A 23,549-nucleotide genomic window follows, 5' to 3' on the forward strand; every position below is an offset into this window, starting at 1 on the left:
CGCTTTCATTGATTGATTATGGAATGAAGGATCTGAATGACCCTTGATGTTGAATCGCGAAATAGCTCGTGACGGGCTAAACGCTCGGCATTGTTTCGGTAAACCGGGTCATTGTGCAACTCAAGCGTTAGTTTCATGATTTGCTCGGACGAGATTTGCTCCGGTTGAAGAGTTTTGGAAACGCCCGCCAACTCGCATTGCTCGGCAAGAATTTCGTGGTCGGCCCCCAGCGGGATGATGACCATCGGCTTCCCGTGTTTAATGCATTTTAGTAAAGTTCCGCTCCCTCCATGCGTAATGACTATATCCACCTGGGGGAGTACGATATGATGCGATGAAGAGCCTAGGAGAACAACGAGATTGGGATAATATCGGGTAGGATGGAGGAATGAAGGGTCAGTCAGGATAACCTGAAAGGACGGATGTCGAAAAGCCTCGACTGCGAGGCTGACGTACTCGTTGGTCAATTCTTTGAACTTGACGTTATCCAGAGAAGGGGTACAAACGAGTACTTTAATTGTTCCATTTTTCCACGGAAAAGCCGATTCCGCAGGCTGCGGCTCTTCTAGGAAACACGGTCCGACGACGATGGATTTCGGGGGGAGTCGATTTCGGTCGGGGATGATTTGCGGCATAACCATAACAAGATTCGCGTAAGGTGATAAAGCGGCGAGGTCGCCTCGCGTCTTTTCGGGGTCTGAGATCGGAGGCAACCCATAGTTTCTCCGGATGGCGTTTAGTTGTTCCTCATAGATTTTCCTGATTCTCAGATGCGAGTCTTTTCTTCCCGGTATCCTATCATCGGACAGGGGAACCGATGTTTGGTAACTTACCCAAGGGATATTTCGCTTCTCGGCGGCGATAGAGGCGGCGGGAACGGTCGCGTCTATAAGCATAAGCTCGATATCGTGCTTGCTTATAATCCGCCACGATTCTTCACATGCTTCCCCGATGAATTTATCCGGATATATCCTGCCCCATTCGATGCGTTCATAGATACAGCCCTGCTGCTCGACCAGTGCCCTATTCATGCTATGGGCAAGAACGATAACCTCATTGCCGCGCTTAACCATTTCTCTGCCTACGCTTAAAGCCGGAAGGAGATGACCTAAGGTCGATTGGCTAGCGATCGCGATTCGACTCACGAGCGTTCTCCGCCGATCGCCTGTGATAAAAAACGAATGAATTTCTCCTCCGAGTGCGCAACTTGATTTAAATAGTAAATCAGCTTTTCCTTATGATCCAGGTCCGGCCGCCGTTTCCACTTCATAACGACGCCAAGGGTCATTGACCATACATCACAAAGTTGGAATAGCTCTTCCACCCATTCTCCTCTAATGAATCGTTCGGGTATCGCCTTTTTCATGATGGACGCTTTCCATAGCTCCCTTAGTCGCCTCACGTGATGGTAATGAAACTCCAAACTTTCCAGGCTGGCGATAATGGATACCGAAGGCGTGTCTTTCACAAAGTCCTTATATCGACTAAAGTTGTCGAGCCCCTCCCGGTCAATCATTTCGTGAACGGACTCCTTCATCAACCCTTCAAATACTTCGGGCCAAATGGACGCATCCGATCGGTCTTTTTCGAGGACGGCAAGGCCTCCTTCCGTCCAGTTGGAAAGAAACAACTCCCACGCAACCGTACCTTCCATTCCGGTAAAGTACGGTTTGATGCCCGTGTGGTCCAATAAACGGAAATGATCGGCTGTCGAGCCCGTTACGAGCGACCAATGAGTCACTTTATGAACGCGGTAATATTTCGAAAACGGCATATCGTACGCGTTATAAAACAGAATACAGTAGCCGTGTCGCCCTATCGTTTCTTGAATATAAGCCCTGTCCACTTCCTCAAGCGGTTGTTTTACGATTTTCCATCCCATCCGCAAAGGAGACTCTTTACGGGCAAGCACTAGCCCGTCATGATACCCATTGAAAGAATCCATAAAACAAGGAAGGATTTGCGGTTCTTGTTTCCATTTCAAAACCGTATTCATCGCAAGTTGTCTACAATCCAAGTTGCGATCGCATAAGCCGTTGAAATCAGGAAATCGCCAATCCAAGTCGGAATCTTCCCTTTGCATGTTTGTCATGTTCATCCCCCTCTCCTCAGACCGCTCGTTGAAGCCAGTGAAGGCTAGCCAACATGACTTTTCGTTCAAACTCGGCGGATGAAAACAAATGCCCCGCTCCGTCTACTCGCAAGACGTCTCTTTGCCGGTTGAACGCGAAATCGCAATCCGGTTGCAAGCTTTCCAGATCCGTTCTTACGGTATCGTCCTGGTTATCATAGATAACCAAACTTTTACCTGAGTAGGCTTTCAATCCGGCCGCCACGTCGTGGTTGGCTAAGTCTTGAAAATAACGGACGCCGAACCACAACCCCGACCAAGGAACGACGAACGAATTGCCGTCATGCGGATTCCGAATCACCTTTGGTTTGCGAGCGGCAAAGTAATTCCTCGCCCCCCCCTTGTAGACGGGGCTCCAATGAATGAGCGATCGGACTTCCAATTCGAGCGCTGAAAGCAAAGATATTTTGGCCCCGTCGCTAAACCCTAATAAAGTAATCTTGTCGGGATGGATAAAACCTAGTGCCCTTAAATATGCATATACTTTTTTTACGTTGGAAACCTTGGTGGACGTCGTCATTTCATAAGAGGCCCCATCGCTGAGGCCCATGCCGAAATAATCGAATCTCATGCAGGCGATGCCGTTAGCCGCGAGCAGCCTACCGAATTTTACAGCCATCCGGTGTTTTTCCGCTCTCTCTCCATTAAGCCCTTGGCAGATAATAACGGCCCGTACTCGGTCTCCGTTAGTCGAAGGGTAATGCAATACCGCAGCCAATCGGCCCTGATCAACGATGGATAGCAATTTTTCTTTCGCCTCGGTAATCATGAAAATCGAGCCTCACCCTAACCGGATTAGTAGTTCGTCAATGATTCCATGCATCGCCTTTCTTTCCCGCTCCTTCAATTCCTCGAGCTGCGCGCGCGCTTTTGCCCACTCACCGCTTTTTTGCGATACCAAATACTTTAGAAACCGGTTCCGTATGGAATACGCGAGTTGTTCCAAATCCCGTAATGGCTCGTACCAATGTTCCAAATCCGCAACGTCGATATATTCAAACCTTTGCCGCATCGTTCGCTTGTGCTCCCAGAGGATATGAAAGGGCATGATGCTAAGTTTGTACTGATGCCTTCTTACTGCTTCTAAATATTCGAAGACTTTATCGTATACCCGATGGCCGAAAATATAATCGTTCGAAGAATAAGCATTCACGTGCATGCTCAATCTTTCGGAAGTGTTTGTGCCGCTCATATAGTCCTGCAGCAATGCCAACATATTTTTCATTTGAAAGCGATAGCCGTACGTAAAGTCGTTTTGAAAAAGACAAATATATTGATGCTGATCCTGCAGAACTTTGGCATGCCGGAACCCCGAGAACAAGGATTGAATAGGGATTTCCCAACGATCGAACACTACGTTCTGATTAAATCCCGAGACGTGACAAGATTCGTTCTCCGAATCCACGCCATGGATCAATATGTCGTGCGTAAGATGATTTTTGAGATGTTGTTGTCTTCCGTTAATCTCGTACTCGTCTACGAACATGTACACATAATGGCCATGACTGACAGCTTCCTGCAGGAAATGAACGAACTTCTTCTTGGACGAATAGAGGTCCCTATGGAACTTATTCGTATGAAGAAACGGGTACAGACCGGGATCGCGCCGCGCATAACTGTAGAAGTCCGTAAAGTAGATATCCTCTTCTCTAAGACTGATTTGCAACTGGATATAATTCGAATAAAACCAAGGGAATGCATTTTCATTAAGAAGAATTACGGATAAAGGAAATGCGTGGTACGTGTACCCAGCAACCGGAGGGGTACACAAAGGCAATATTTTAATCATCGCAGCAATACCTCACCATGATTTTGAATTCAAACATGTCGGTAAAGGCTATGTCTTTTATTCATTTTTCTAACCGTCCGCCTACCGTTCCTCGAAAAAAGATTGTCATGATTGACGAATATCGATTCGATGGATTCTCTGGCGCACTGGATAACGATCGATCGCCGGAACCGATTTGGACTGATGTTGCTATGGGATCCATGTAACAATAATCCGTCGAATACCACGACGTCCCCGGGAGCGGTCACGATGTCGACGAGGCTTTTATTCTCGGGTAAAGGGAACGTCATTCCCACCACGTTAGGCCGGTTTGAATATACACTCGGACGCAATAACCCCTCCCTGTGCGTCTCGGGTGCCATGATTAGTCCTCCATTTTCGGGGTCTGCATCGTCCAATGAAATCCATGCCGCAAAGCTGGCTTCGGGATAAGCCCCTATATCATACTGGTCTTGGTGAAGAGGGAGCTTTTTCTCCCCCGGGGCTTTAAAAAAACAAGTGCTCCCGACAATTAGAACTTTCGATTCGAATAGTTTTTCCAACGCTTCGAACAATTTCGGCTGCAATACCAGATCCTTGGTGACTGAGAATTGAAAATCCATTCGAATCGGTTGAAATAAACTCGTTACAGGATTGGCTTGGTTTTGTACGATCCGTTTACAAGCCAGCTCGTTCATCCACGCTTGGTCGACTCTTTTTTTCATAAGCCGAATTTCGTCATGATCGAATAATCCGCTAAGTACCGTAAAGCCTGCTTGCCGATACTCCTGTCGCGCTTCATGAATCGCTGTATGCGCCAGCATCGACTTCTCCCCTCCTTAGCGAAAGGCAAACTTTCGATTGTTGCCGATCGCCCAATCCACGTAATTGATCAACGTATCTTTGGTCTCGCAACGTTCGTAAAAGTAGTCGACATCTTGCAGTAAGCACTTAGAAGATACCGAGATGTCGTTATACAAGCTTGACTGGCCGCTCTTGTCGCCGTAAATCAAATATTTCCGACCGTGCGAGTATGAATCTAACGCGCCTCTTGCGTCTATTCGGTCCAATTGTTTAAGGAATTCCAACGATATTTCCAAACCGTGCAAATTCATGATGTGGGACCCTAATTCCCAAAAATACTCAAGTTGCTTAAGCGAGAAATCAGAAAATAAAGCATAGTCGTTGCCCGGAACGAGACTCTTCATATCTGCCCTGCCATACGTTCGAAGCCACTCGATGCCTCTTTCCGAAAACAATGTTCCATAATGACTGGCTCTCAAGACCGGAACGGATATCAGGATTAAGCAAAAAGGCAGTTTTTTATTGCTTCTCGCTAAATAACGAGCCGTGTCATACGCAATGAGTCCTCCTAATCCGTTAGCCACGAAAATGATCCGCGCTGGGGCGATCTCATGAATCATTTTCTTCGCGACGAGTCGGGCATCATAGGCCATCGTCGAATAATTGACCTCATGGAAATCTCCTCTGCTGTCGCCATGGCCGTAGTAATCGAATTGAACGAAATGGCAGTTTTTCTCCGTCGCCATTTTGCGCAAATCGGTAAAGACATCATTTTTCTCGCTCATCGGTTGGGCTAACCCTGCCAAAGCAATGACTAAATCCTTGTCCCTACGCCGATCATCCGGTTCGCTGACAATACCGCAGATGCCTCGTTCATTACCGAATACCCTTTGCTCCCACATACGGCCGTTACCCTATCCCTATTTTTATCGTGCTTCCTTTCCTTTATATTACGCACCTGCTCTTTTTACTCGGCTTAATTTATTTGATCCGCAGGCCCATTAAATTCGGTAGAAAGCTTTGCAATAAAACCAGAGCCTACCGAATTTATTTGGATTAGTATGCTAGTAGACGTATTCCCGCAGTCGCAGCACCCCCATTAAACCAATCAAGGAGAACACGGAACATGTCTTTTCTGCAACTGCCCGTCGAACGTTCCCCGGGTTTTATCAGCGAGTGTTATCACAATATCAGACTTAGCATCGTCCAAAGCGAAGGGGATTGGTTTCCTTGGTTTTATAGTCACTTCGACACCTTGCTTTATCATTTCGACGGAGAGAATTTCCCGATCATTCAATTCGAAGACCATTTGAACATTTATCGTTCGATACTAAGAGAAACACCCTTGGATGAACAACATCATTCCGTAGACCGTCTTATTCAGTGCCTCCATGCCGGAAGTTACATTTTGGTGTTTTTGAATTGGAGATACGTCGAGGAGTTTAACCGCTTCGGCGTTCAAGAAGATGCTGTACACGAAACTTTGATTTATGGATGCGACAAGGAGAACAAATGCTTTCTTGCACTTGCGTTTGAGACGAATGGGCACCGGTACGGCCCGTTCACCATTTCCTTCGCAAAGCTAACCGAAGAGTTGACCCGTCTTCTGAATCATGCGAAAAACGAAACCCGGTGGCTGCATCATTATGGATATCCGATAAGCAGCATCGTGCCTGATCGTCAATTTCTTTCCGCTTTTGCGCTTGATACGAGGAAACTCTTTTTTTCGTTAAACAGAAGACGCATTCCCGTTGACAGCGAAACTTCAAAAACTGCTCCGCTCTCGTACGGACATCATATTTTTCTTGGTTTTGCGAATTACTTTAACACCGTGAATGACATTTCAAAACATGACCATGAGACTTGGAACATCATGATCCACAAAATCATGCTCTGCAATAAAATGACGCTTAACAGAGTAGCCTATATGGAAGGTACGAGAACCGGTTCGGATCCTAGCTTAAGCAGACTGATTCTGAAGCTTGCCGAAAGCGAACGGGCATTATTGCTCGCGATTCGATCGCTTTCGCTCAAATATCAATCGAAGCCCGAAAAAGGGCTGCTAAAAGAAGTGAGCGAGCGTTTCATGAAAATTTACGAACTCGAAAAGAAATCGCTCCCCCTGTTATTGCAGTTTTTTTTATCTAACGGAAAAGAAAAATAAATGGAGGGCATTGGGATGCATGATAACGTTCAAACCCGGATTATTGCATGTTTAAAAGAAATTTTTCAGGATCAGCCGGATATCCACGAGAACACGCGGTTGGAAGAGATCGGGTTGGATTCTATGAACTACATTCGTTTAATCGTCGGTCTTGAAGACGAGTTCGAGATCGAAATTAATGATGAAGATATACACATGGAAAATTTCGCCTCGCCGCTTCACATCCATACAATGGTTACGAATTATATTTAAGAAAGTACGATCGCCTATTATCGGTCAATCTACCGATAATAGGCAATCTTTAGTTGTTATAAGAGATGCACATCGAGCAATTCTCTCTCGAACATGCGCCTATGCAAGCTTACCGTTCGTTTTAAAGCTTTTGCCTGATGTTCATCGCGTATATCGTAATTAAAAGTGCTCTTATTCAGCCTATGCAAACTCTCAAAGTAATACAAAAGCATCTCTTCCGGAATATTGTAAGGGTTATGAATAGCCATTAACCTCTCTTTTTCCTCCACGCTTAAACCTAGCTTTGCAGCCGCGCTATGCATCGTCCCCCGATATTTCGCATGCCCGCGTAAAACGACGCGCGTTCTGTTGAGATAAATGACCGGCATGTCCTTCTGCAAAGCAAAATGAACGGCCTGATCCAGCGTTTGAATGATAGGTTCTCCCTTATCGTTAAGGGATGTGTTGCAAAGCATCGGAATTCCCGTTTGTTTTTGAATAGCGGCGATAACGTCGTACAATACCGGATCGCTCCGTTTCGTTATCGTCTGAACCCGTGCGGTCCCGTCCAAGTGAAGTATCCCCGGCACAAGCCCGCGTTTCTCCTCACGTACTTCAAACGCATGCAGCATGAAAGGAGACTCGAATGCCCGATCGAACCAATTGTTCAATTCTTCCAGGATGACGATAGGCGCTACCGGACGCCACCATTCCCGCTGTTTGATTTCATTCAGCTTATCTTTCGTTTGGGCGTTCCCCGGATCTCCGAGAATGGAACGTTTGCCTAACGCTCTCGGCCCCATTTCGGCCGCTCCGTCAAACCAAACAATGGGGTGGGCTAGAATATCTTTCGCGATAACATCGGGAAGAGCGCTCGAAACTTGCGAAATATACACTGAATATTTTTGAAGGATATCGCTCAAATTTCGGTCATGTTCCCCGTAAAACGCGTTATTCAAACGAAAGCGGATCTTCTGCGGGGATAACCGCGCATAGAAAGCATACAGTCCCATCCCCAAAGACAGTCCCGAGTCGTTCACGCAAGGCGGCGCTTGAAATCCTTTAAACGAATAGGCCTGCATGAGCCTCGCATTGATCGGACAATTGAGGGCAAACCCGCCTGATAGCGCCAAATAAGTGTCCGATGGAACGATGTTGAATTTTTCAATCAAGTTATCGATATTGGCACACATCATCTGAAAGGAAACATGATCGATTTGCTTGACTACCATGCTGATCCTATTCTCTTCCTCGGTAAACCTCGGGTCAAAGCCGTTGAACAACGTTCCCGTATCCGATTCCGTTAGTCGATTAACAAAAGATAGCAGGGCATCGATATATTCCCCGGCATAGACCCGTGACAAGTAGTCATCGATGTGCGGTATCTGCATTTCCGGAAAACAGGCCGTGCTCGTACTGCTTGTACCTAATGCCATCAGACTGCCCTCTCGCATCCGAAAACGGGCTTTTAGCTCGTACCAAAGCAAGGCAGGCGAAGCTATGGGGAACAATTCGATTTTTCCACAGTCCGAATAACATCCCGCATACGGCGACTTATCGATTTCATGCGGATCCAGGACGCCATCGGGGCCGGCATCTACGGCCATCCCAATCATGCGCTCCTTGTAGAATACATCCGTATCCATAAGCAAGGTAGAAAACAAATGCGATACGCTATGATAAGACAGCGCCGGATAGTCTTGCATGGAATGATACTCGGAATGGTTTTGCAATCTTGGCGTACCCCATACTTCCACCATATCCTCCAGTGAAAGGTTTTCCGATTGCAAACGCCGGTTAATTTCCGCTTTCGCCTCCGTCTCATCGAAAAAGGAATACGGGTGCGCTTTTATTCTGGAAAATCTTTCGAGTTCCCAAAACCTTACCAACGTAACGTTCTCGCCTTCCTTGCGAAAGAGCGCCATGTTCTGATCATGTCTCGTATGGGCTTCCAACAAATGGGTAAGCTCGTCGACATGGGCATAAATCGATAAGTAATATCCATCCTTCATGAGTCTCGTTCACCTCGATTTTCTCAAATCTTGCTCTTCGATCAGTTTAAGTTAGGAGCTGCGGGTATGCTCTGCGTTTGTTGCTGAAGGAGGGGCTCGAATCGTTTCCGTCCTCTGAATCTCTAAAGAATAGCTGAGCCTTTCATTCTTCAAATCGATAAGATGGGATAAAAAGTATCTCACATAAAGGGAGGAAATGTATGTTGTCGGCAAGCAGCGATATGCTCTCGCGTATTCGTTCCCATGGTTACGTGCACCTAAAAAACGGAATAACCCTTCATCAGATCGAAGCTATAAACAGCGAGCATAAAAAAGCGTGGCTTGAACAAATCGCGGCGGGAAAAATCAAGCAAGACACCTCGGATCCTTTGCATAGTTTGTTCCCGCCGATAAGGGATCTGCACTATGACAATCCGACGATTCGCGACTTCGTTCTGTCGCCCGCTCTCTTTCAGTTGATGGAGTTTCTCATCGGCGAAGAACCCCTTATCATTACGACCAACTATTACTACTATGGGCCGGGCATGCGAGGAATGAACTTTCATCAGGATAATTACGGCATCGGGGTATCCCCCGGCACTTGCTACGCTTTATGGATAGGACTTGATCAAGCGGCGCTCAGCTATAACTGTTTAAGGTTCGCTAAAAATACCGAATCTTTGACTCTATTAAGTCCGGAAGAACTTTCTCTGAAATATCCCGGCAACCGGATGGATCATCCTGTGCAGTACGAGGATGTTGAAACCGCGCCTGGCGATTTCGTGATCTATAACGGACAAATTGTGCATGCGACAACCGATAATACGACGGATACGCATATCCGTAGATCGCTCGTCATCCATTATGCGCCCCGATCGGCCGAGAAGTTAGTGTTGAACTTCAATAAATTGTTGAATCGGAACGGCGAAAAAGTGAAAAAGAGAGCCGACTTCTCGAGTCGGCAATAAAGGAGGAGGAGTATGTTGGATAACTTCCAAAAGCTCACCGATGATAAAACACGACTTGAAGCGGATGGTTACGTCCACATCAAAAACGTTGTGCCGATGGATCGAATTCAAACCATTAATGATTGTTATCACCTTTATTGGTTCGAATTAATCCGCGCGGGACAAGCGGGATTAAGAGACCATTCGAAACATCCGCTCGAAAAGCTTTATCCCCGGGTTAGAGATTTGCATTATCGGAACAATACGATCAAAGAAATCATTTTGTCGACACACGTTATCGAGTTATTGGAAAACTTGATCGAAGAGCGCATTCTTATCGTTTCGACCAGCTATTATTTTAAAGCTCCGCAAACAAGAGGCATGCCCGATCACCAGGACAACTTCGCGATCGGCGCGGCCCCGAAGTCGAGTTACTCGATGTGGATAAGTCTGGACGAATCCGACCGGGAAAACGGCGGCCTTCGGTTTTATAAAGGCTCTCATAAATTCGGCCCCCTGCCTACAAGAGGGACCTTGAACGCGTCGAACAATCCTTTCTCCGACGCCGGACAAAAAACGATTATGCCGGCGTATTCGGAAGAGTGCGCCGTCGAAACGGCCCCCGGCGACGTCGTCGTGTTTCATGGCGATACGATTCACGGCTCGTATGATAACGTTTCCCCGCATCGGTTCAGAAGAGCTCTATTAGTTCACTTTGCCGGCGCTTCCGTTGAAAGGCTCGTTCTGAATTTCAACCAATTGCTCGATCGCAAAGGGGAACGCGTTAGACGAAGATTAAATACTCGTCCTATGATAACCGGGGACGAATCGGTATTGGCGTTAAAACAAGCCCAATACTATAATTCGACGGGTTGGAAATAAAGCCGACTTTGTCGCGTCTAGGCAGGTCTTCCATTAAAAAAAGCAGCAATCGCGGCAATGGTTTGAAAATCCTCGCGGCGTATCTCCTCGATGGCTATATCCAAATCGTATTTTCTTGAAGCGGCCATTACGATTCTCATGATTCCAAGCGAGTCGATAATTCCGTTTCGAAATAAATCAAAGTTTTCCGGCAAGTCTCCAGTACTATCGATCAACTCTTCCGCGACTAGCATCTCCCTAACCATCCTCGTCGTAATCATATTATCCCTCTTATCTTAAGTATTTTTTCCATTCATTTTACTTGACGGGGCCAAGTCGCTCTGCGTTATTATTGCGTAAAAATAGGTTTTTTTTGACAACCGCACGAAATGCTGACTTGGAGGGTTCAAGCAAATGGAAGGGTATATGGCAGGCTCAAAAGGCTACGATATCAAAAGCGCCATTGAGGAACTATCGAACGTTTTTCGACAAAACGCAAGCCGCTACGACCAAACGGGTCGGTTTCCGCATGAAAACTTCGATCTGATCATAAAAAACAATCTCCATACGCTAACGTTGGATGCCGAATACGGCGGTCTGGATCTAGGATTCCAAGAAGTATCCGCCATGCTTGCCTCTTTCGCTTCCGGATGCGCGTCGACGGCGCTCAGTTTTGCCATGCACGTGTTTACGACGGCAGCGCTTCATCGCGTTCTTCCCGATAAACTTAGGGAATCCGTACTCCGGGACGTCCAGCAGAACGGACAGTTTTTTAACTCATTAAACCTCGCGAACGTGGCTGTTCCCGACCCTAACATGGATTATTCGAATCGGACATCCATTACGATCGAAAAGACGTCCTCAGGCTACAAAATTAACGGCTTCCGCAAAAACGTATCCGGGATAGACCGCTTTAAATATATTCCCATTCTCGGCAATCAAGCAGGTATAGATAAAAGTTTATATGGCATTACCGCTTTGCTCCTCACCAAAGGGGACCTCGGCGTCTCCGTCGAGCACACATGGAACTTGTCCGGAATGAAGGCGACCAAAAGCGATGACATTCACTTCGAGAACGTGCTGGTGCCATTCGAGCGACTGATCGGCAAAGAGGGTCATGGAATAGAAGTTACGCAGCAAGAGTACCATTGGTCCCGGTTAACGATATGCTCGGTCTACCTCGGCCTGGCTAAGTGCATTCTCGATCATGTTTCGGCCATGATCATGGAGCGCAAAGATTCGATTTCAAAAGTGAGATTAGCGTATATGCCCGGAGTTCAATCCAGATACGCCCATCTAAAAATAAAATATGAAACGGCAAACAGCCTATTACAGGCTTACGCCGCTCAAGCCGACCGGGAAAGAAACAAAGTTTTCACGCATGATTTATATGAAAAAGCGTTAATTACGAAATACTACTTGTCGCACGTAGTTAACGAAATGGTTTGGGAAGCGATGCAAATCGAAGGTATGAACGCCTTAAAAAACGGCAGCTTGTTGGAGAGAATCTTTAGGGACGCCAGAGCCGCGACGTTTCATCCGCCCTATGACGATCTCTTAACGGAACTATTGGCCAAAACTTCGTTGGGCTTAATAACCATTAAAAACCGTTGGGTTTAGTCGCATGAACTTTCGGTCGGAGATCTTGAATGAACCAAAACGATAAAGCACCTCTAAAATCCTTTTTTAACGGTTGCGATTTTACGATAAAAACGGGAGCGAACTGTTATTGGAATGCGCTGTCGGTTCCTTTGCGCTACTACGGTCTCGATTGGCTATCGCTATCTTTCGTTAACATGGGATTTATTTTTAGCGGCCCAACGCTGGAATACCATGAAAAGGAAGAGGATCTCGAGCTGGAGTGGTTGTTTAAATACGTAAAATTAATAAAAAACCGCGTTGCGATCAGCCGGCTAACCGACATGAACTTCAATAGCCCCATCGCGCTGACCGTTGATTTATTCCCCTTCTCGCACGATTATCCAGTCTTCCCCGGCATACATACCTTCCATTGTCTGAACGTGTTGGGTTTCGAAGAAGACAAAGCGTTGATTGTCGATTGCCATTTCGGATTCGCCGGCCCGGTCGGAGTCGATACATTAGCAGCGGCCGTCCGATCGGCGGACGTGGAAGGATGCGGCGTGATGATTCGAGTAGAGCCTGCCGGTATATTCCATGCGTCCGCTGTCGGACCAACGACCGATCAACTCGATCAAATGCTGCTTCGCAAATGGTCCGATTACATCCAAGGATCTTATTGGCCGACAAGAGACTATACTTGCGGATTGCTCGCCTTAACAAAACTCAAAGATTACTTAATGGATACGTTGGAGTTTTATTTCAGTCAACCAAGAAATGCGTATAGACAATTATGCCAAAAAATAAACGAAGGTTTTACCGACCCTCGCGAAGGATTCGTCCGTTTTCTTTTAAGGCATGGTCATCTTTTCTCTAGGCGCATTTCTTCTGATTTGCTCCGCTTAATGGAGCACTCCATACACTTGATGCGACAGTTTATCCTTACCATAATCATGGGATATATGCAAAAGTGGACGCTTAGCTTTCTAGCGCCTAAGCTGCTGCATTTGTTAGAACGCGCGATAAAGACCGAAACGGAAATCCATCGTCATATCGAAGACATTCTTATAGCCGGGTGATAAAGGAATGACCTGCATTTTTCCAACGTTTATTAAAGAGGTATGCGGTCGGCATGCCGACCGCATCGCTTATCGCCATATAGACCAGACCGATTGCAGTTATGCCGAATTGAATGCAAAGACGGATCGGCTGGCTGCATACTTTTTGCGAAACGGGGTCCGTCCCGGCTATAAAATGGCTTTTATGTGCGATAACCCCATGCACGCCGTTTTTGGATATGTTGCCTGTTTAAAAATCGGCGTCACCTGTATCCCGATCAACGTAGAAATCGAGAATCCTAATCATTTATTTCAAATATGCCAACCGGACGGCATTTTCGTCACTCAGGAAATAGAGGCAAGAATAAGAGCCTATATTCCTGCGAACGCGAAAATTTACAGTTTGGATTCGCGAACCCCCTACTATTGCAACGACTCTGATTTTTCGACTTCGGAGATAAACAGTCTTGCATTAGGCACACGGCGATTGGACGAGAACGATCCCGCCTTTATTTTTTTCACCTCCGGTTCGACGGGCAGTCCGAAAGGCGTCGTTCTGTCTCATCGCAATATCGTTTATTATGCCATGCATGGCGCCAGCCCTTACCGGATCAGGTTTGACGATGTTTTCATCTGTTTATCGGCATTTCACTCGGACATGAGTCTGTTTCCGCTTTTCTTGCCGCTTCGTTACGGAGCATCTTGTTTACTGATCAATCCGGCTTCCCGATGGAATCCATCCTATATATGGAGATGCATAACGGAGAAAAAAGTAACGACGCTTTTCGTCGTACCCTCGATGTTGAAACTCATGCTATTTCAGGAATTGCGGGAGGCTGAAGCCGAATCGGTACGCTATTTGATTATTTCCGGGGAAAAGGCTTCCATGAAGGACTTATTAACCGCTCGAACAGTATTCGGCCAAGCGCAATTTATTAATCTATACGGAAATACGGAATCGAACGACATTATGTTTTATCGCATCCCGTCCCGATTAGACAACCTTTCGGAACTTCCTTTGGGCACCCCTATGCCGTATGTAAGCGCCTTAATCGTCAATGAATCGATGAACGTTTGCGAAGACGGCGAAATCGGAGAATTGTATATCCATTCTCCGACTCTTATGTCCGGCTATCGCCGTATCGATACAGAAATTAACGACTTTGTTTCGGTGAACGGCACAGAAAAAAAATACTTTCCGACGAAAGATCTCGTTTGGCGGAAAGAAAACGTATATTACTTTGCTGGGCGCAAAGATAATATGATCAAAGTTCATGCGCAAAGGGTTTTCCCGTCTCTTGTCGAAACCGTCTTGCAACGTATGCCCAACGTAATCGAGGCCGCCGTCTTCCCTATTCATCGTGCCGGCAGCGCCGCTTTAGCTGCTTTTCTTTATGGCTCGAATATATCCAATTCGGAAGCTAGAGACTATTGCGCCCAGCACTTGCCCGCATATTCGATACCGAAAAAGTTCGTTATCGTAGAAAAATCGCTTCCGAAAACGAACACGGGTAAGTTCGACTATATCGAAATCGAACGAGAATACCTATAATCCAATAAGCGCTATAAGCTTTTCGAATTTATCCCTTTCCGGTCGCTCCATATTCCCGAATCCGTAATCGTCTTTCAGGCTATTTCTGAACAATTCGACTTCGGCCCTTAGTTTCTGCATCGGAACCGATTGAAGAATAGCCGCATTCATCAATCTCGCCAACTCCTCCATATGGTCCTGCGTCGCTCCGATACGAGTGACTTCATTTACTCCGATCCTTAACATGGACTGTTTGCTGCCGGGCATTTCATCGAAGGCATTTACCCGGATACCCGAATGATATAATCTTTCGCTAGCCTCGTAAGAATCGATTCCGCGGTTATGCGTAGACATCCAAATTTGGTGTCCCGCGGTAAATCCGCGTTGGCTGCCCTTTACGTCATATCGGTAAGCGTCCAAATATCGCGCTAATGCACGAGCGTTCTCAACCGTTCTTTTGCTATATTCTTGCCCGGACGTCTTAAACTCAAGCAGGGCAATCGCCAAGCTGACAACCGAGCCGAAGTGGTGGCTGCTGATTGAATAATGCTGCGCAAACTTAGCTTTCATCGCAAGCATGTTGTTTCTGGTACAAAAAATCGCCTTTTGCGGCCCCGGGAACGTTTTATGAGTCGATCCGCCGAAGGAATCCGCGCCCGCGTCCAGCGGGTTTTCTACTTCGCCTCCAAAAACCAATCCTAACCAATGGCTTATGTCAACATGTATCAAAGTAGTCGGCGATATTCTCTTTACCGCTTGTACCAAGCGTCGAATATCAAAGGGAAATAAACCGTTGGATTGATCCACGTAGACTAACTTCACGTCCATTTGCTTCAATTGATGCTCGACTTTGTTCAAATCAAGGGAGTATTCGTCCTCACCTGCCAAATAAACGGGATTCAGCCCTATGCTCATCGCCAAATTTCGCGTGGCATAATGTCCGCCCTGTTCCGGCGAAACCGTTAATACATGGGATTGCACGCCCCCTCCTAAAGCAAGCAAGGCAAGAAGCATGCCTCCCATTCCGGATACGGGCCGAACGCTAATATATTCCGCATTCGTAAAATCCCGAAGCAAGGGTATGACCACATCGGTCTCGATCCAATGAATGTCTTGAACCCCGCGAAAGCTCCATCTCTTATGATCTTTCGCCGCGTGAAAAAAGTATCGGTTGTACAAATCCAACAAAAGGGGGATTCTGGAGAAACGGGTTGCCGCGTTCTCGCTAGGGACCAAATTCAATGTTTTCCGAGAAGTCTCTTCATGTTCGATTAGCGCGTCCAATAAAATTTCGATATTCACATGATCTCCTCTTAACCTTTATTTTTGATGAACAACACACCCAAAGAGTGACCCGCGTCCACGAAAATCAAAACAAGATATGGACGTAAAAGCGATTTGTCGCCACTAACGCCGATAAGCGTATAGAAAGGATCCGCCGTTCCGAGGTAACGGGAGTCTTCCCTTCCCCACGAGTGGATGAAAAACGGTTTCAGCAAAGGAAAATACGTGTGCTTGAACGTGGGCAAAAGAACAAGCACATCTTCCTGTCGTACGTTTTGCTCTTGTGCGAAGCAATCGATGATGGACCTTGCCGTATTTCCAATTAACTGAACATCGTCCTTTACGTTGCTCGACTTCCGAATCCGCCGCTGTTCGCATGCCAAAATGCGATATTCTCCCCTATCGAATGTAAACGTGAAGGCCGAGACGGCGTCCGCTTTCATTAGCCCATCGTCCCTAAGCGATTCTCTCCGGTCATAGATCTGTTCCATGCAAACTACCAGAGCGTTTTTCCCGGAGAAATAGGCGATTTCCATCGCCAGAAGAGGGCTAATTCCGCCTCGACCGGTTAATGAGAAAGCGGAGGCATCGGGAAGGTTCAACGATTTTTTCAAATACAGCGACGGAGGCCACCGGCCGGTTAACGGGTACGTGATATGGCATGAAATTAAATAATCGACCTGGCTATGCAAGTTTTCAATGTTCGAACATTGAATATGCCTGTAAGGCTCTTGTTCGAAAAATAGCCGATCCTTGAAGTCCCCGGCGACTTCCCCGCCGCGTTCATAAAACTCGCACATTCTTTTATATTGTCCGTATGTTTCGCGGTCGATTGCCCGTTGCTCCCTGTACTCGCTAAACGTCGACGGGGTCGATATAAAAACGCTAGGCTTTTCGGCAAACCACACAACTGATCCCCCCGCCCAACCCGATCGAAATGAACATATAATAATCGTTCGCTTTTATTTTCCCTGAACGAACGGCAAGCGAGTAGTTAATGAATAAATCGCTATTTCCGCAATGTCCGACGCTGGACATTCCTTCGAAAAAAAACTTTTCGATCGGAACCTTCATCAAGTTTGCGGCGACTTTCATCGTCTCTTCGGACGCGTTATGGGGGATGAACAAATCAATATCTTCAAATGACAGTCCGGCCGCTTTTACCGTCCTTTCGAGCACTTTAATCAAAGTAAGAAAATAGTTCGGTCCCGCGACGAATCCTTGATTCTTAAATTCGGAATCCAGACGGATATGCCTTGTATCGGACTTATCGTCAAAAGCGAGTATTCTATCGCCGGGCCCCCGCAGTCCCAATACGAAAGCGGCGGCCGCATCCCCGATTACGAAAAAATCGTCTCCCCCGCGCTCGGAATCCTCTATTTCCATATCGACCGCAATGCATAACACGGTCGCGCGTTCATCGGCGGATCGCGACAACAGAATGCTTGCCACTTCAAATATCTTTGCATTGTTCGAGCAAGTTAAATCGGTGATGGCGTATCCGTTAACGTTCGGCGACAAACGGTATCTGGATTGTATGCGACGGGGAAGATCCATCCAGTAGGGGAACGTGCAATAACGATACGTTAGCAATATCGCTTGAATATGACGGCGGTCGCGATACGGGGGCGAGAATGTTGCGTCCAACGTTCGAAACAGCATTTCCAGGCCATTCCCGCTTTCCTTAGGAAAGGCGGTGATCCCCTTTTTCCTTAACTGCTTGAGGTTATGAGCGGTAATAATTCCCGCTTCGAATAGCTTGTTAATAGGGACGCGAACGCTCGGAACATAAGTCGATACTTGTTTTAAATAGACGGGTCGGTTGATAACGGTTCCTCCTTTCCCGTGCGATCCCCTCTCGTACTCAAAATCGTATCGACCATTCGTTTTTTGTCCGTTTTCCCCGATTTCGTTTTTGGAATTTCATCGGATAGATATACGTACCGAGGGCGCTTCCACCCTTCAAGGAAAATCTCGGCTATCTTCTTCAGCTCATTCGTCCATTGTTTCTCGGCGGATTCACTTTTGATTTTCTCTTTCGTCACCGCCCATAACCCGATTGCATGTCCGAGTTTGGAGTCTGGAATTCCGACGGCGACTACATCCTTGAGTCGAGGGCAATGTTTCAGAAACACATTTTCGATTTCGCTGCAATCAATTCGGAAGCCCCGCGACTTTAATTGCGAATCTTTTCTTCCCGCAAAATACATAAACCCTTCCGGATCGCGGTAAAAGTAATCCCCGGTCCGTAACCACCGTCCGTCGCTCTTACGAATATACGTACGATCCGTCATATCTTTGTCGTTCCAGTATCCCTTGCAAAGGTGCGGCCCGTTTACGAATAACTCTCCTATGACGTTCGGGGCGCATTCTTCCCCGCTTTCGTCGCGGATTGAAACGCGGGTATCCTTAATTGGAATCCCTACCGACCCGATCTTATCGTACACTCGACTGGAGGGCAGGCAAGAAACCCTTTTGCATTCCGTAAGGCCGTACATTAAAAATATTTCGGAACGCGGAAACTTCTCCCCTATTTTTCTCACCATTTCAAAAGGAAGTTCGTCGCCGGTATTCGTTACATACCTCACGCAGGGATACTTTTCTTTCATGACATGGATCAAAGAAAAAATATTTCTTAATCCCGGTAATCCGGTAACCTTCTCGTCGTTAATGACTTTCCGAATCAAATCCGTTCCTAGATCGGCGGCGTTCCGCAAAATCAACTTAGCTCCGCGGGATAAGGTCAAATAAATTTGATATAAACCATAATCAAAGGACAACGGCAAATAACTGAGAACCCGATCGTGCTCATTGTGCCGGAGGAACTCGTTAATCGCGTCCGTCGTAAACCTGATGTTTTTATGCGTACTCATAATTCCCTTGGGTTTCCCCGTACTCCCGGACGTGTAAATAAGCAATGCCGTCTCTTCTTCGGATAACTCCGGAAATAATTGCGACCTTCTTCCCTCGTCTTCCCGCCGTTGCATCATCCATTGAAAATAGGGGATCCACCCGCTTGTCGGCTGGATCTCAATCGCGACTTTAATGATTTTTTCCGGCAGTTGCTGCAGCGTAACTGTCGAGTCGGCAACGATGGCGACTGCATCGCAGTCGTAAATAATGTCGGCGATCGTCCCCGGCAACGTTTTGGGATGAATAAAGACGGCTATCCCGCCCATCATCAAAACGCCAAAGTGCGCGATAACCGCTTCGATCCCGTTCTCGGCAACCAAAACTACCCGATCGCGAGGTTTTATTCCGTGGTGCAGGCAAGAGAGCGCGAATTGGACAGACTGACGATAAAGCGCCTGAAACGCGATTTTGTTTTTTCCCGTAACGATGGCATCGTTTGGACCCCAGTTGGCGGAAGCATACGGCAGCCACTCCGCAATATTGTTCATCTACGGTTCCCACTTTCGCTTGCAGCTGAGAGAATCCCCCTGAATTGTTGTAACTTGCATTCTATTCTATTTCGTTAAATATCACTCGGCTTTTGGATATGAAGTAATAACAGGCTTCGCCATAAAAGCAGAGCGAAAAAACAATAATTTAGCTACGATAGGACTGCTAATTATATGTCCAGGGGTGATCCTCATATCCAAAATCGTAACGTTAAACCAACTTATTTCGATAATCAAACAGATGGAGAACGGCACAACAGTCTTAGCCGGCGGCTGCTTCGATACGTTTCACTATGGCCATCTCGAGTATTTAACTGAGGCAAAAAAGCTTGGGGGAATTCTCATCGTCGCAATGAACTCCGATCGGTCGTTCCGCGAATACAAAAAAAAAGAGCCCCTTTTTTGCGAAACTCAACGCGCCGGTATTTTGTCTCATTTGGACATTGTGGATTACGTCTTTCTGTTCGACGAGGTTACTCTCGATCATGGATTGGAACGCATAAAGCCTAATTATTATGTCAAAGGCATCGATTATTCATTAGTAAATCTCCCTGAATTGTCCATTGTACTACGATTAGACATCGAATTTAGAGCATTAGGCACTAAAAAGTTCGCGTCGTCCTCCCAATTGTCACGATTGATGACTTAATGACCAAATCCGAAACTCCAACCACAGAGGTGCCGCAATGGATAAATATTTAGAGTTGTTAAAGAACGACCAAGGAACAGGGCTAGTCATCGGGGACATCATACTAGACGAATATCATAACGGAATATCGGATTATTCAAGCAATGAGCGGAGCAGCGTATTCCGAAAACAGTCTACGCTTTACTTTCCCGGAAACGCGGCCAACATAGCCAATGGCATCGCTTCGCTTAACCAGAATGTCATTCTATGCGGCATTATCGGAAACGACTTCGGCGGACAAAAACTAATCGAACTTTTGCACGATCGGGTAGACCATGACTCCGTAATCATAGAACCCTATCGAGATACATCGGTCAAAACCAGAATCGAATCGGAACATTTGAAGCTTAGAATCGACAAAGGATACGATTATCGAATAAACGAGCATACGGAAGCCCAAATCGTCTCGAACGTCTCTTCGCTCATGGAAATACTCGATTATGTATTATTATCCGACTGGGGTGAGGGTACGTTATCCGCAAAATTAACCAAAGCCGTAATCTCACTTGCCGTAGCGAATAGAATTCCGGTTTTTGTCGATCCGCGGGGCAAAGATCCGGAGAAGTATCGGGGCGCAACGTGCGTCACACCTAATTTGGACGAGTTTAACGATCTTACCGAGTTCCGATTCCAATCATTGAACGAAGCGATTCCGTTTCTGCGTCCGTTTATCCGGAAGTATGATATCGAAAGCATCATCTTAAAGGACGGGCACCGAGGCAGCGTTTGGGCAAATCACGAATCCTTTCGTTTTTGCGCCCCATTTTCTGCTTACTGCGAGTGCGATATCGGTGCGGGCGATTCCCTCATATGTTCGTATGCGGTCTTAAGATCAAAAAAAATACCGGACTCGCATGCGTTTCTTATGTCTAATTTGGCGGCGGCTATCACGATTTCGAAGCCGCATACATATTGCGTTACCTTGTCCGACCTGATGAGGTATTACGACGAATACGCAAATAAGCTGAATGTAGACTGGCTAGCGGAAGTGATGCCATGATCGGCGACAAAAACCAAAGAAGGCTTATCTCGCAATACTACAACTCCCAACCCGAGAGATATGTTCTCTTGTTTCACGAGCATCGGCGGGAGGAAATATTGGAACATTTATTTCCCCTTTCGTCGGCGATTGTCCTTTTGGAAATCCAACAGATAACCTCATTGGAAAAGTTAAGCGCATTTAAAGAGTACCCCATTGCAATTTCTGCCTCCCCACCCGCGAGCGCCCCCCCGAACTGCGCCTGCATATTCGAGATTGGATCCGTCGATCCGGAGATCGGGTGGTTACCCTATCACGCAATCCATTTAAGCTTGCAAGATACGCCGTTTTATCAAAAAGGGATATTTTCCGATATACGGCAACGCGCCTATATCCTCTACTCGGATAAGCTTCCATGCGTCACCTCGCTTATCGAAAAAAAACGGCCGATTGCCGTCGTGCTCAACTGGTGGTGGGGATATGGCGACATCGTTATGATCTTCCAACAAATTCAAGAGTTTATCGAGTTGGAATCCCGGGCGGGCAACGAGGTTCACCTTCTTCTGACCGAAAAAAGCCAAGCCGTAACTTCCAAACATGCCTTTCTCTCGAAATTGCTGCCGGAAGTTACGATCAAACGAATCGTAGCGCCGGAACCCGAGCAACTCTGGGGTCCGTTGCTGCAATCCAATACCTACCAAGATTGTTACTTCCTCGACTCCCCCCACGATGTCCCCTTTTTTCATATCGCCGAAGTGTGGGAAAAAACGCTGGGCTTTGAAACACCGCCAAGTTTGAAAACGGCACCGCGACTACCTGCGGATTTGCCTAAGAAGTCCGAGCGAGCGATTGCGAAATTCAAAAACAAGTACAAGAAAATAGTCGGGCTTCAGCTTTGGACCGATACGGACGCTAGAAGAAGCTGGAGTCCCGAGCATGCTTCGCGTCTTGCCCGACTTTGCCGGACGGAAGATATTCTGATCATTAATCTGACCCCGCATCCGTTCGGCAAACTAGAAGCCATTCCGGATTTCGGGTATCTTGCCTTACATGAACTATTTGCCTTAATCGGCCGACTGGATGCGATAGCGGCAATAGATAGTTGCTGCGGTCATATTGCCGCCGTTCTTGGCATTCCTAACTTAACGATTTGGAGCTACAATTCGCCTTTTCATTTCACGACCGGCAATTTTGTCGCTTCTTCGAGTTTCCGAACGCTCCGCTGCAACTATAGTCTGTACCATGCGTCCAACGACTCCTCCAAAATTTACCCGGAACTCGTGTTCGAACGACTAAAAAGGATTCTCTCCGGTGATATCGCATTAAAGCGCGAAAGAATCACAGCCGAGGATACCCTGAACGGCGTTCATATCGAAAGGGTTGAAGCCGTATGAGAATCGTGATTAGGAACAGCCTGAACGGTAATCCGAGCCTTTCCGCTTTATTGCTAAACTTGTTGGACGGTTTATTCGCAGCTCTAAACGACGCGGGGTATTCCCTATCCATCGGCTTGCAACGAGACTCTCTTCTCCTGCATCGACTCGATAAGCCCGAGGAAACGACGGTCCGTTCAGTCGCGATTATCCTTACGGACGAAAATCTGAACGATGCCAAATTCATCAACGTCAGCGCTCAGCGATATTGGCAAGTGCCGTATCCGGTGAAAGCGGTAGTGACGATTCATCCGAATACGACCCTTAAAGCCCGGTTTGCGCCTTGGCGTAGAGTGTTCGCTTTCAACCAGATGAATTACAAAGAAATCGCTTATTGTTGCCTATCCGATTATTCGGAAGCGCGAACACATGATAATCTACTAAATTCGTTTTTTCAGGAGGACACAATGACATTTGTTCAAATTATCGAAACGGTAAAAGAGACGATTTGCGAAACTTGCCAACGAGACCCCGCATTACCTTGGAATATCGAAGACTCTCTTATGAACGCTTACGGCCTGGATTCATTCTTTTTTATTGAGTTCCTGTACAGGCTTCAAGACAAAATGGGTATCGATTTGGATACGGGGAATTTGGAGACGGAAGATCTGTTATCCATCTTGACTTTATCCCAGTACGTTTTCGGAGAATACGGACGTCAAAATAAAGGAACAAATCGCTAAAGAAAGCAGGTGCGGCC

Annotated in this window: 23 protein-coding genes; 11 read left to right on the plus strand and 12 right to left on the minus strand. The window is 46.7% G+C overall.

Annotated features, from left to right (window positions below; all coding sequences use genetic code 11):
• Positions 1-5: 5 nt before the first annotated feature.
• From ACFPOF_RS31800 to ACFPOF_RS31825, 6 genes are read right to left on the minus strand one after another with little or no spacing between them, the layout of a single operon-like run.
• Complete coding sequence (locus tag ACFPOF_RS31800) at positions 6-1,145, minus strand: glycosyltransferase (protein WP_378139913.1); 1,140 nt, start codon at positions 1,143-1,145, stop codon at positions 6-8.
• Positions 1,142-2,092, minus strand: coding sequence for a hypothetical protein (locus ACFPOF_RS31805; RefSeq protein WP_378139915.1), 951 nt, complete (start codon positions 2,090-2,092; stop codon positions 1,142-1,144). Before ACFPOF_RS31805 ends, ACFPOF_RS31800 begins: the two co-directional genes overlap by 4 nt.
• A 16-nt stretch (positions 2,093-2,108) precedes the next feature.
• On the minus strand, positions 2,109-2,900 hold the full coding sequence (locus ACFPOF_RS31810) for an alpha/beta fold hydrolase (RefSeq protein ID WP_378139917.1): 792 nt from the start codon (positions 2,898-2,900) through the stop codon (positions 2,109-2,111).
• Between the two features lie 12 nt (positions 2,901-2,912).
• Entirely contained in the window at positions 2,913-3,920 is a 1,008-nt protein-coding gene (locus tag ACFPOF_RS31815) for a hypothetical protein (protein ID WP_378139919.1), read from the minus strand.
• A 29-nt stretch (positions 3,921-3,949) separates the two neighbouring features.
• Positions 3,950-4,723 carry a phytanoyl-CoA dioxygenase family protein gene (locus ACFPOF_RS31820; protein WP_378139920.1) on the minus strand — a complete coding sequence of 258 codons (774 nt, stop codon included), beginning with the start codon at positions 4,721-4,723 and terminating at the stop codon, positions 3,950-3,952.
• Between the two features lie 15 nt (positions 4,724-4,738).
• The gene (locus ACFPOF_RS31825; RefSeq protein WP_378139922.1) at positions 4,739-5,605 is read right to left on the minus strand and encodes an alpha/beta fold hydrolase; all 867 of its coding nucleotides are present in this window, start codon (positions 5,603-5,605) and stop codon (positions 4,739-4,741) included.
• 224 nt (positions 5,606-5,829) lie between these two features.
• Here ACFPOF_RS31825 and ACFPOF_RS31830 point away from each other — a divergent pair, with 224 nt between their 5' ends.
• Positions 5,830-6,867 (plus strand): hypothetical protein, encoded by a 1,038-nt coding sequence (locus tag ACFPOF_RS31830; protein ID WP_378139924.1) that lies wholly within the window; start codon positions 5,830-5,832, stop codon positions 6,865-6,867.
• A 15-nt stretch (positions 6,868-6,882) separates the two neighbouring features.
• The gene (locus tag ACFPOF_RS31835) at positions 6,883-7,119 is read left to right on the plus strand and encodes an acyl carrier protein (RefSeq protein ID WP_378139926.1); all 237 of its coding nucleotides are present in this window, start codon (positions 6,883-6,885) and stop codon (positions 7,117-7,119) included.
• A gap of 56 nt (positions 7,120-7,175) precedes the next feature.
• Here the strand turns inward: ACFPOF_RS31835 and ACFPOF_RS31840 are convergent, their stop codons facing one another.
• Positions 7,176-9,110 (minus strand): carbamoyltransferase C-terminal domain-containing protein, encoded by a 1,935-nt coding sequence (locus ACFPOF_RS31840; protein ID WP_378139928.1) that lies wholly within the window; start codon positions 9,108-9,110, stop codon positions 7,176-7,178.
• A 200-nt stretch (positions 9,111-9,310) separates the two neighbouring features.
• Here ACFPOF_RS31840 and ACFPOF_RS31845 point away from each other — a divergent pair, with 200 nt between their 5' ends.
• Both ACFPOF_RS31845 and ACFPOF_RS31850 read left to right on the plus strand, forming a co-directional pair.
• Entirely contained in the window at positions 9,311-10,057 is a 747-nt protein-coding gene (locus ACFPOF_RS31845) for a phytanoyl-CoA dioxygenase family protein (RefSeq protein WP_378139930.1), read from the plus strand.
• 12 nt (positions 10,058-10,069) lie between these two features.
• Positions 10,070-10,918, plus strand: a complete 849-nt coding sequence (locus tag ACFPOF_RS31850; RefSeq protein WP_378139931.1) for a phytanoyl-CoA dioxygenase family protein — start codon at positions 10,070-10,072, stop codon at positions 10,916-10,918.
• A gap of 17 nt (positions 10,919-10,935) precedes the next feature.
• Here the strand turns inward: ACFPOF_RS31850 and ACFPOF_RS31855 are convergent, their stop codons facing one another.
• Positions 10,936-11,151, minus strand: a complete 216-nt coding sequence (locus ACFPOF_RS31855; RefSeq protein ID WP_378139933.1) for an acyl carrier protein — start codon at positions 11,149-11,151, stop codon at positions 10,936-10,938.
• A 160-nt stretch (positions 11,152-11,311) separates the two neighbouring features.
• Between ACFPOF_RS31855 and ACFPOF_RS31860 the strand changes: the two genes are divergently transcribed.
• From ACFPOF_RS31860 to ACFPOF_RS31870, 3 genes are read left to right on the plus strand one after another with little or no spacing between them, the layout of a single operon-like run.
• Positions 11,312-12,517, plus strand: coding sequence for an acyl-CoA dehydrogenase family protein (locus tag ACFPOF_RS31860; RefSeq protein WP_378139935.1), 1,206 nt, complete (start codon positions 11,312-11,314; stop codon positions 12,515-12,517).
• Positions 12,518-12,546: 29 nt separating this feature from the next.
• The gene (locus tag ACFPOF_RS31865; protein ID WP_378139937.1) at positions 12,547-13,554 is read left to right on the plus strand and encodes a hypothetical protein; all 1,008 of its coding nucleotides are present in this window, start codon (positions 12,547-12,549) and stop codon (positions 13,552-13,554) included.
• A 7-nt stretch (positions 13,555-13,561) separates the two neighbouring features.
• Entirely contained in the window at positions 13,562-15,085 is a 1,524-nt protein-coding gene (locus ACFPOF_RS31870) for a class I adenylate-forming enzyme family protein (protein ID WP_378139939.1), read from the plus strand.
• Here the strand turns inward: ACFPOF_RS31870 and ACFPOF_RS31875 are convergent.
• From ACFPOF_RS31875 to ACFPOF_RS31890, 4 genes are all read right to left on the minus strand, one after another.
• Positions 15,080-16,366 (minus strand): PLP-dependent aminotransferase family protein, encoded by a 1,287-nt coding sequence (locus ACFPOF_RS31875; protein ID WP_378139941.1) that lies wholly within the window; start codon positions 16,364-16,366, stop codon positions 15,080-15,082. The two genes, ACFPOF_RS31870 and ACFPOF_RS31875, sit on opposite strands and share 6 nt — an antisense overlap.
• 11 nt (positions 16,367-16,377) lie before the next feature.
• A complete protein-coding gene (locus tag ACFPOF_RS31880; protein WP_378139943.1) occupies positions 16,378-17,256 on the minus strand; it encodes a hypothetical protein in 879 nt (292 codons plus the stop codon).
• Positions 17,234-18,010, minus strand: a complete 777-nt coding sequence (locus ACFPOF_RS31885) for a 3-oxoacyl-[acyl-carrier-protein] synthase III C-terminal domain-containing protein (RefSeq protein ID WP_378139945.1) — start codon at positions 18,008-18,010, stop codon at positions 17,234-17,236. The genes ACFPOF_RS31880 and ACFPOF_RS31885 overlap by 23 nt, the downstream gene beginning before the upstream one ends.
• 143 nt (positions 18,011-18,153) lie before the next feature.
• Positions 18,154-19,749 carry a class I adenylate-forming enzyme family protein gene (locus tag ACFPOF_RS31890; RefSeq protein ID WP_378139947.1) on the minus strand — a complete coding sequence of 532 codons (1,596 nt, stop codon included), beginning with the start codon at positions 19,747-19,749 and terminating at the stop codon, positions 18,154-18,156.
• Between the two features lie 241 nt (positions 19,750-19,990).
• On the opposite strand from ACFPOF_RS31890, the gene ACFPOF_RS31895 reads away from it, so the two are divergent.
• The 4 genes from ACFPOF_RS31895 (at position 19,991) to ACFPOF_RS31910 (ending at position 23,532) form a co-directional block, all read left to right on the plus strand.
• A complete protein-coding gene (locus ACFPOF_RS31895; RefSeq protein ID WP_378139949.1) occupies positions 19,991-20,398 on the plus strand; it encodes an adenylyltransferase/cytidyltransferase family protein in 408 nt (135 codons plus the stop codon).
• A gap of 37 nt (positions 20,399-20,435) precedes the next feature.
• Positions 20,436-21,437 carry a bifunctional heptose 7-phosphate kinase/heptose 1-phosphate adenyltransferase gene (locus ACFPOF_RS31900; protein ID WP_378139950.1) on the plus strand — a complete coding sequence of 334 codons (1,002 nt, stop codon included), beginning with the start codon at positions 20,436-20,438 and terminating at the stop codon, positions 21,435-21,437.
• Between the two features lie 473 nt (positions 21,438-21,910).
• The gene (locus ACFPOF_RS31905; RefSeq protein ID WP_378139952.1) at positions 21,911-22,810 is read left to right on the plus strand and encodes a glycosyltransferase family 9 protein; all 900 of its coding nucleotides are present in this window, start codon (positions 21,911-21,913) and stop codon (positions 22,808-22,810) included.
• A complete protein-coding gene (locus ACFPOF_RS31910) occupies positions 22,807-23,532 on the plus strand; it encodes an acyl carrier protein (RefSeq protein WP_378139954.1) in 726 nt (241 codons plus the stop codon). The genes ACFPOF_RS31905 and ACFPOF_RS31910 overlap by 4 nt, the downstream gene beginning before the upstream one ends.
• Positions 23,533-23,549: the final 17 nt, after the last annotated feature.

Origin of the sequence: Cohnella soli, assembly GCF_042655525.1 — a bacterium.
GTDB lineage: Bacteria > Bacillota > Bacilli > Paenibacillales > Paenibacillaceae > Cohnella > Cohnella soli.

Coding starts and splice junctions, on each gene's coding strand:
- ACFPOF_RS31815 (WP_378139919.1), bottom strand. CDS start 3,920: ATGATTAAAATATTGCCTTTGTGTACCCCTCCGGTTGCTGGGTACACG.
- ACFPOF_RS31835 (WP_378139926.1), top strand. CDS start 6,883: ATGCATGATAACGTTCAAACCCGGATTATTGCATGTTTAAAAGAAATT.
- ACFPOF_RS31805 (WP_378139915.1), bottom strand. CDS start 2,092: ATGACAAACATGCAAAGGGAAGATTCCGACTTGGATTGGCGATTTCCT.
- ACFPOF_RS31830 (WP_378139924.1), top strand. CDS start 5,830: ATGTCTTTTCTGCAACTGCCCGTCGAACGTTCCCCGGGTTTTATCAGC.
- ACFPOF_RS31855 (WP_378139933.1), bottom strand. CDS start 11,151: ATGCTAGTCGCGGAAGAGTTGATCGATAGTACTGGAGACTTGCCGGAA.
- ACFPOF_RS31885 (WP_378139945.1), bottom strand. CDS start 18,010: ATGCTGTTTCGAACGTTGGACGCAACATTCTCGCCCCCGTATCGCGAC.
- ACFPOF_RS31895 (WP_378139949.1), top strand. CDS start 19,991: ATGGAGAACGGCACAACAGTCTTAGCCGGCGGCTGCTTCGATACGTTT.
- ACFPOF_RS31845 (WP_378139930.1), top strand. CDS start 9,311: ATGTTGTCGGCAAGCAGCGATATGCTCTCGCGTATTCGTTCCCATGGT.
- ACFPOF_RS31865 (WP_378139937.1), top strand. CDS start 12,547: ATGAACCAAAACGATAAAGCACCTCTAAAATCCTTTTTTAACGGTTGC.
- ACFPOF_RS31825 (WP_378139922.1), bottom strand. CDS start 5,605: ATGTGGGAGCAAAGGGTATTCGGTAATGAACGAGGCATCTGCGGTATT.
- ACFPOF_RS31860 (WP_378139935.1), top strand. CDS start 11,312: ATGGAAGGGTATATGGCAGGCTCAAAAGGCTACGATATCAAAAGCGCC.
- ACFPOF_RS31910 (WP_378139954.1), top strand. CDS start 22,807: ATGAGAATCGTGATTAGGAACAGCCTGAACGGTAATCCGAGCCTTTCC.
- ACFPOF_RS31905 (WP_378139952.1), top strand. CDS start 21,911: ATGATCTTCCAACAAATTCAAGAGTTTATCGAGTTGGAATCCCGGGCG.
- ACFPOF_RS31840 (WP_378139928.1), bottom strand. CDS start 9,110: ATGAAGGATGGATATTACTTATCGATTTATGCCCATGTCGACGAGCTT.
- ACFPOF_RS31810 (WP_378139917.1), bottom strand. CDS start 2,900: ATGATTACCGAGGCGAAAGAAAAATTGCTATCCATCGTTGATCAGGGC.
- ACFPOF_RS31900 (WP_378139950.1), top strand. CDS start 20,436: ATGGATAAATATTTAGAGTTGTTAAAGAACGACCAAGGAACAGGGCTA.
- ACFPOF_RS31890 (WP_378139947.1), bottom strand. CDS start 19,749: ATGAACAATATTGCGGAGTGGCTGCCGTATGCTTCCGCCAACTGGGGT.
- ACFPOF_RS31870 (WP_378139939.1), top strand. CDS start 13,562: ATGACCTGCATTTTTCCAACGTTTATTAAAGAGGTATGCGGTCGGCAT.
- ACFPOF_RS31820 (WP_378139920.1), bottom strand. CDS start 4,723: ATGCTGGCGCATACAGCGATTCATGAAGCGCGACAGGAGTATCGGCAA.
- ACFPOF_RS31850 (WP_378139931.1), top strand. CDS start 10,070: ATGTTGGATAACTTCCAAAAGCTCACCGATGATAAAACACGACTTGAA.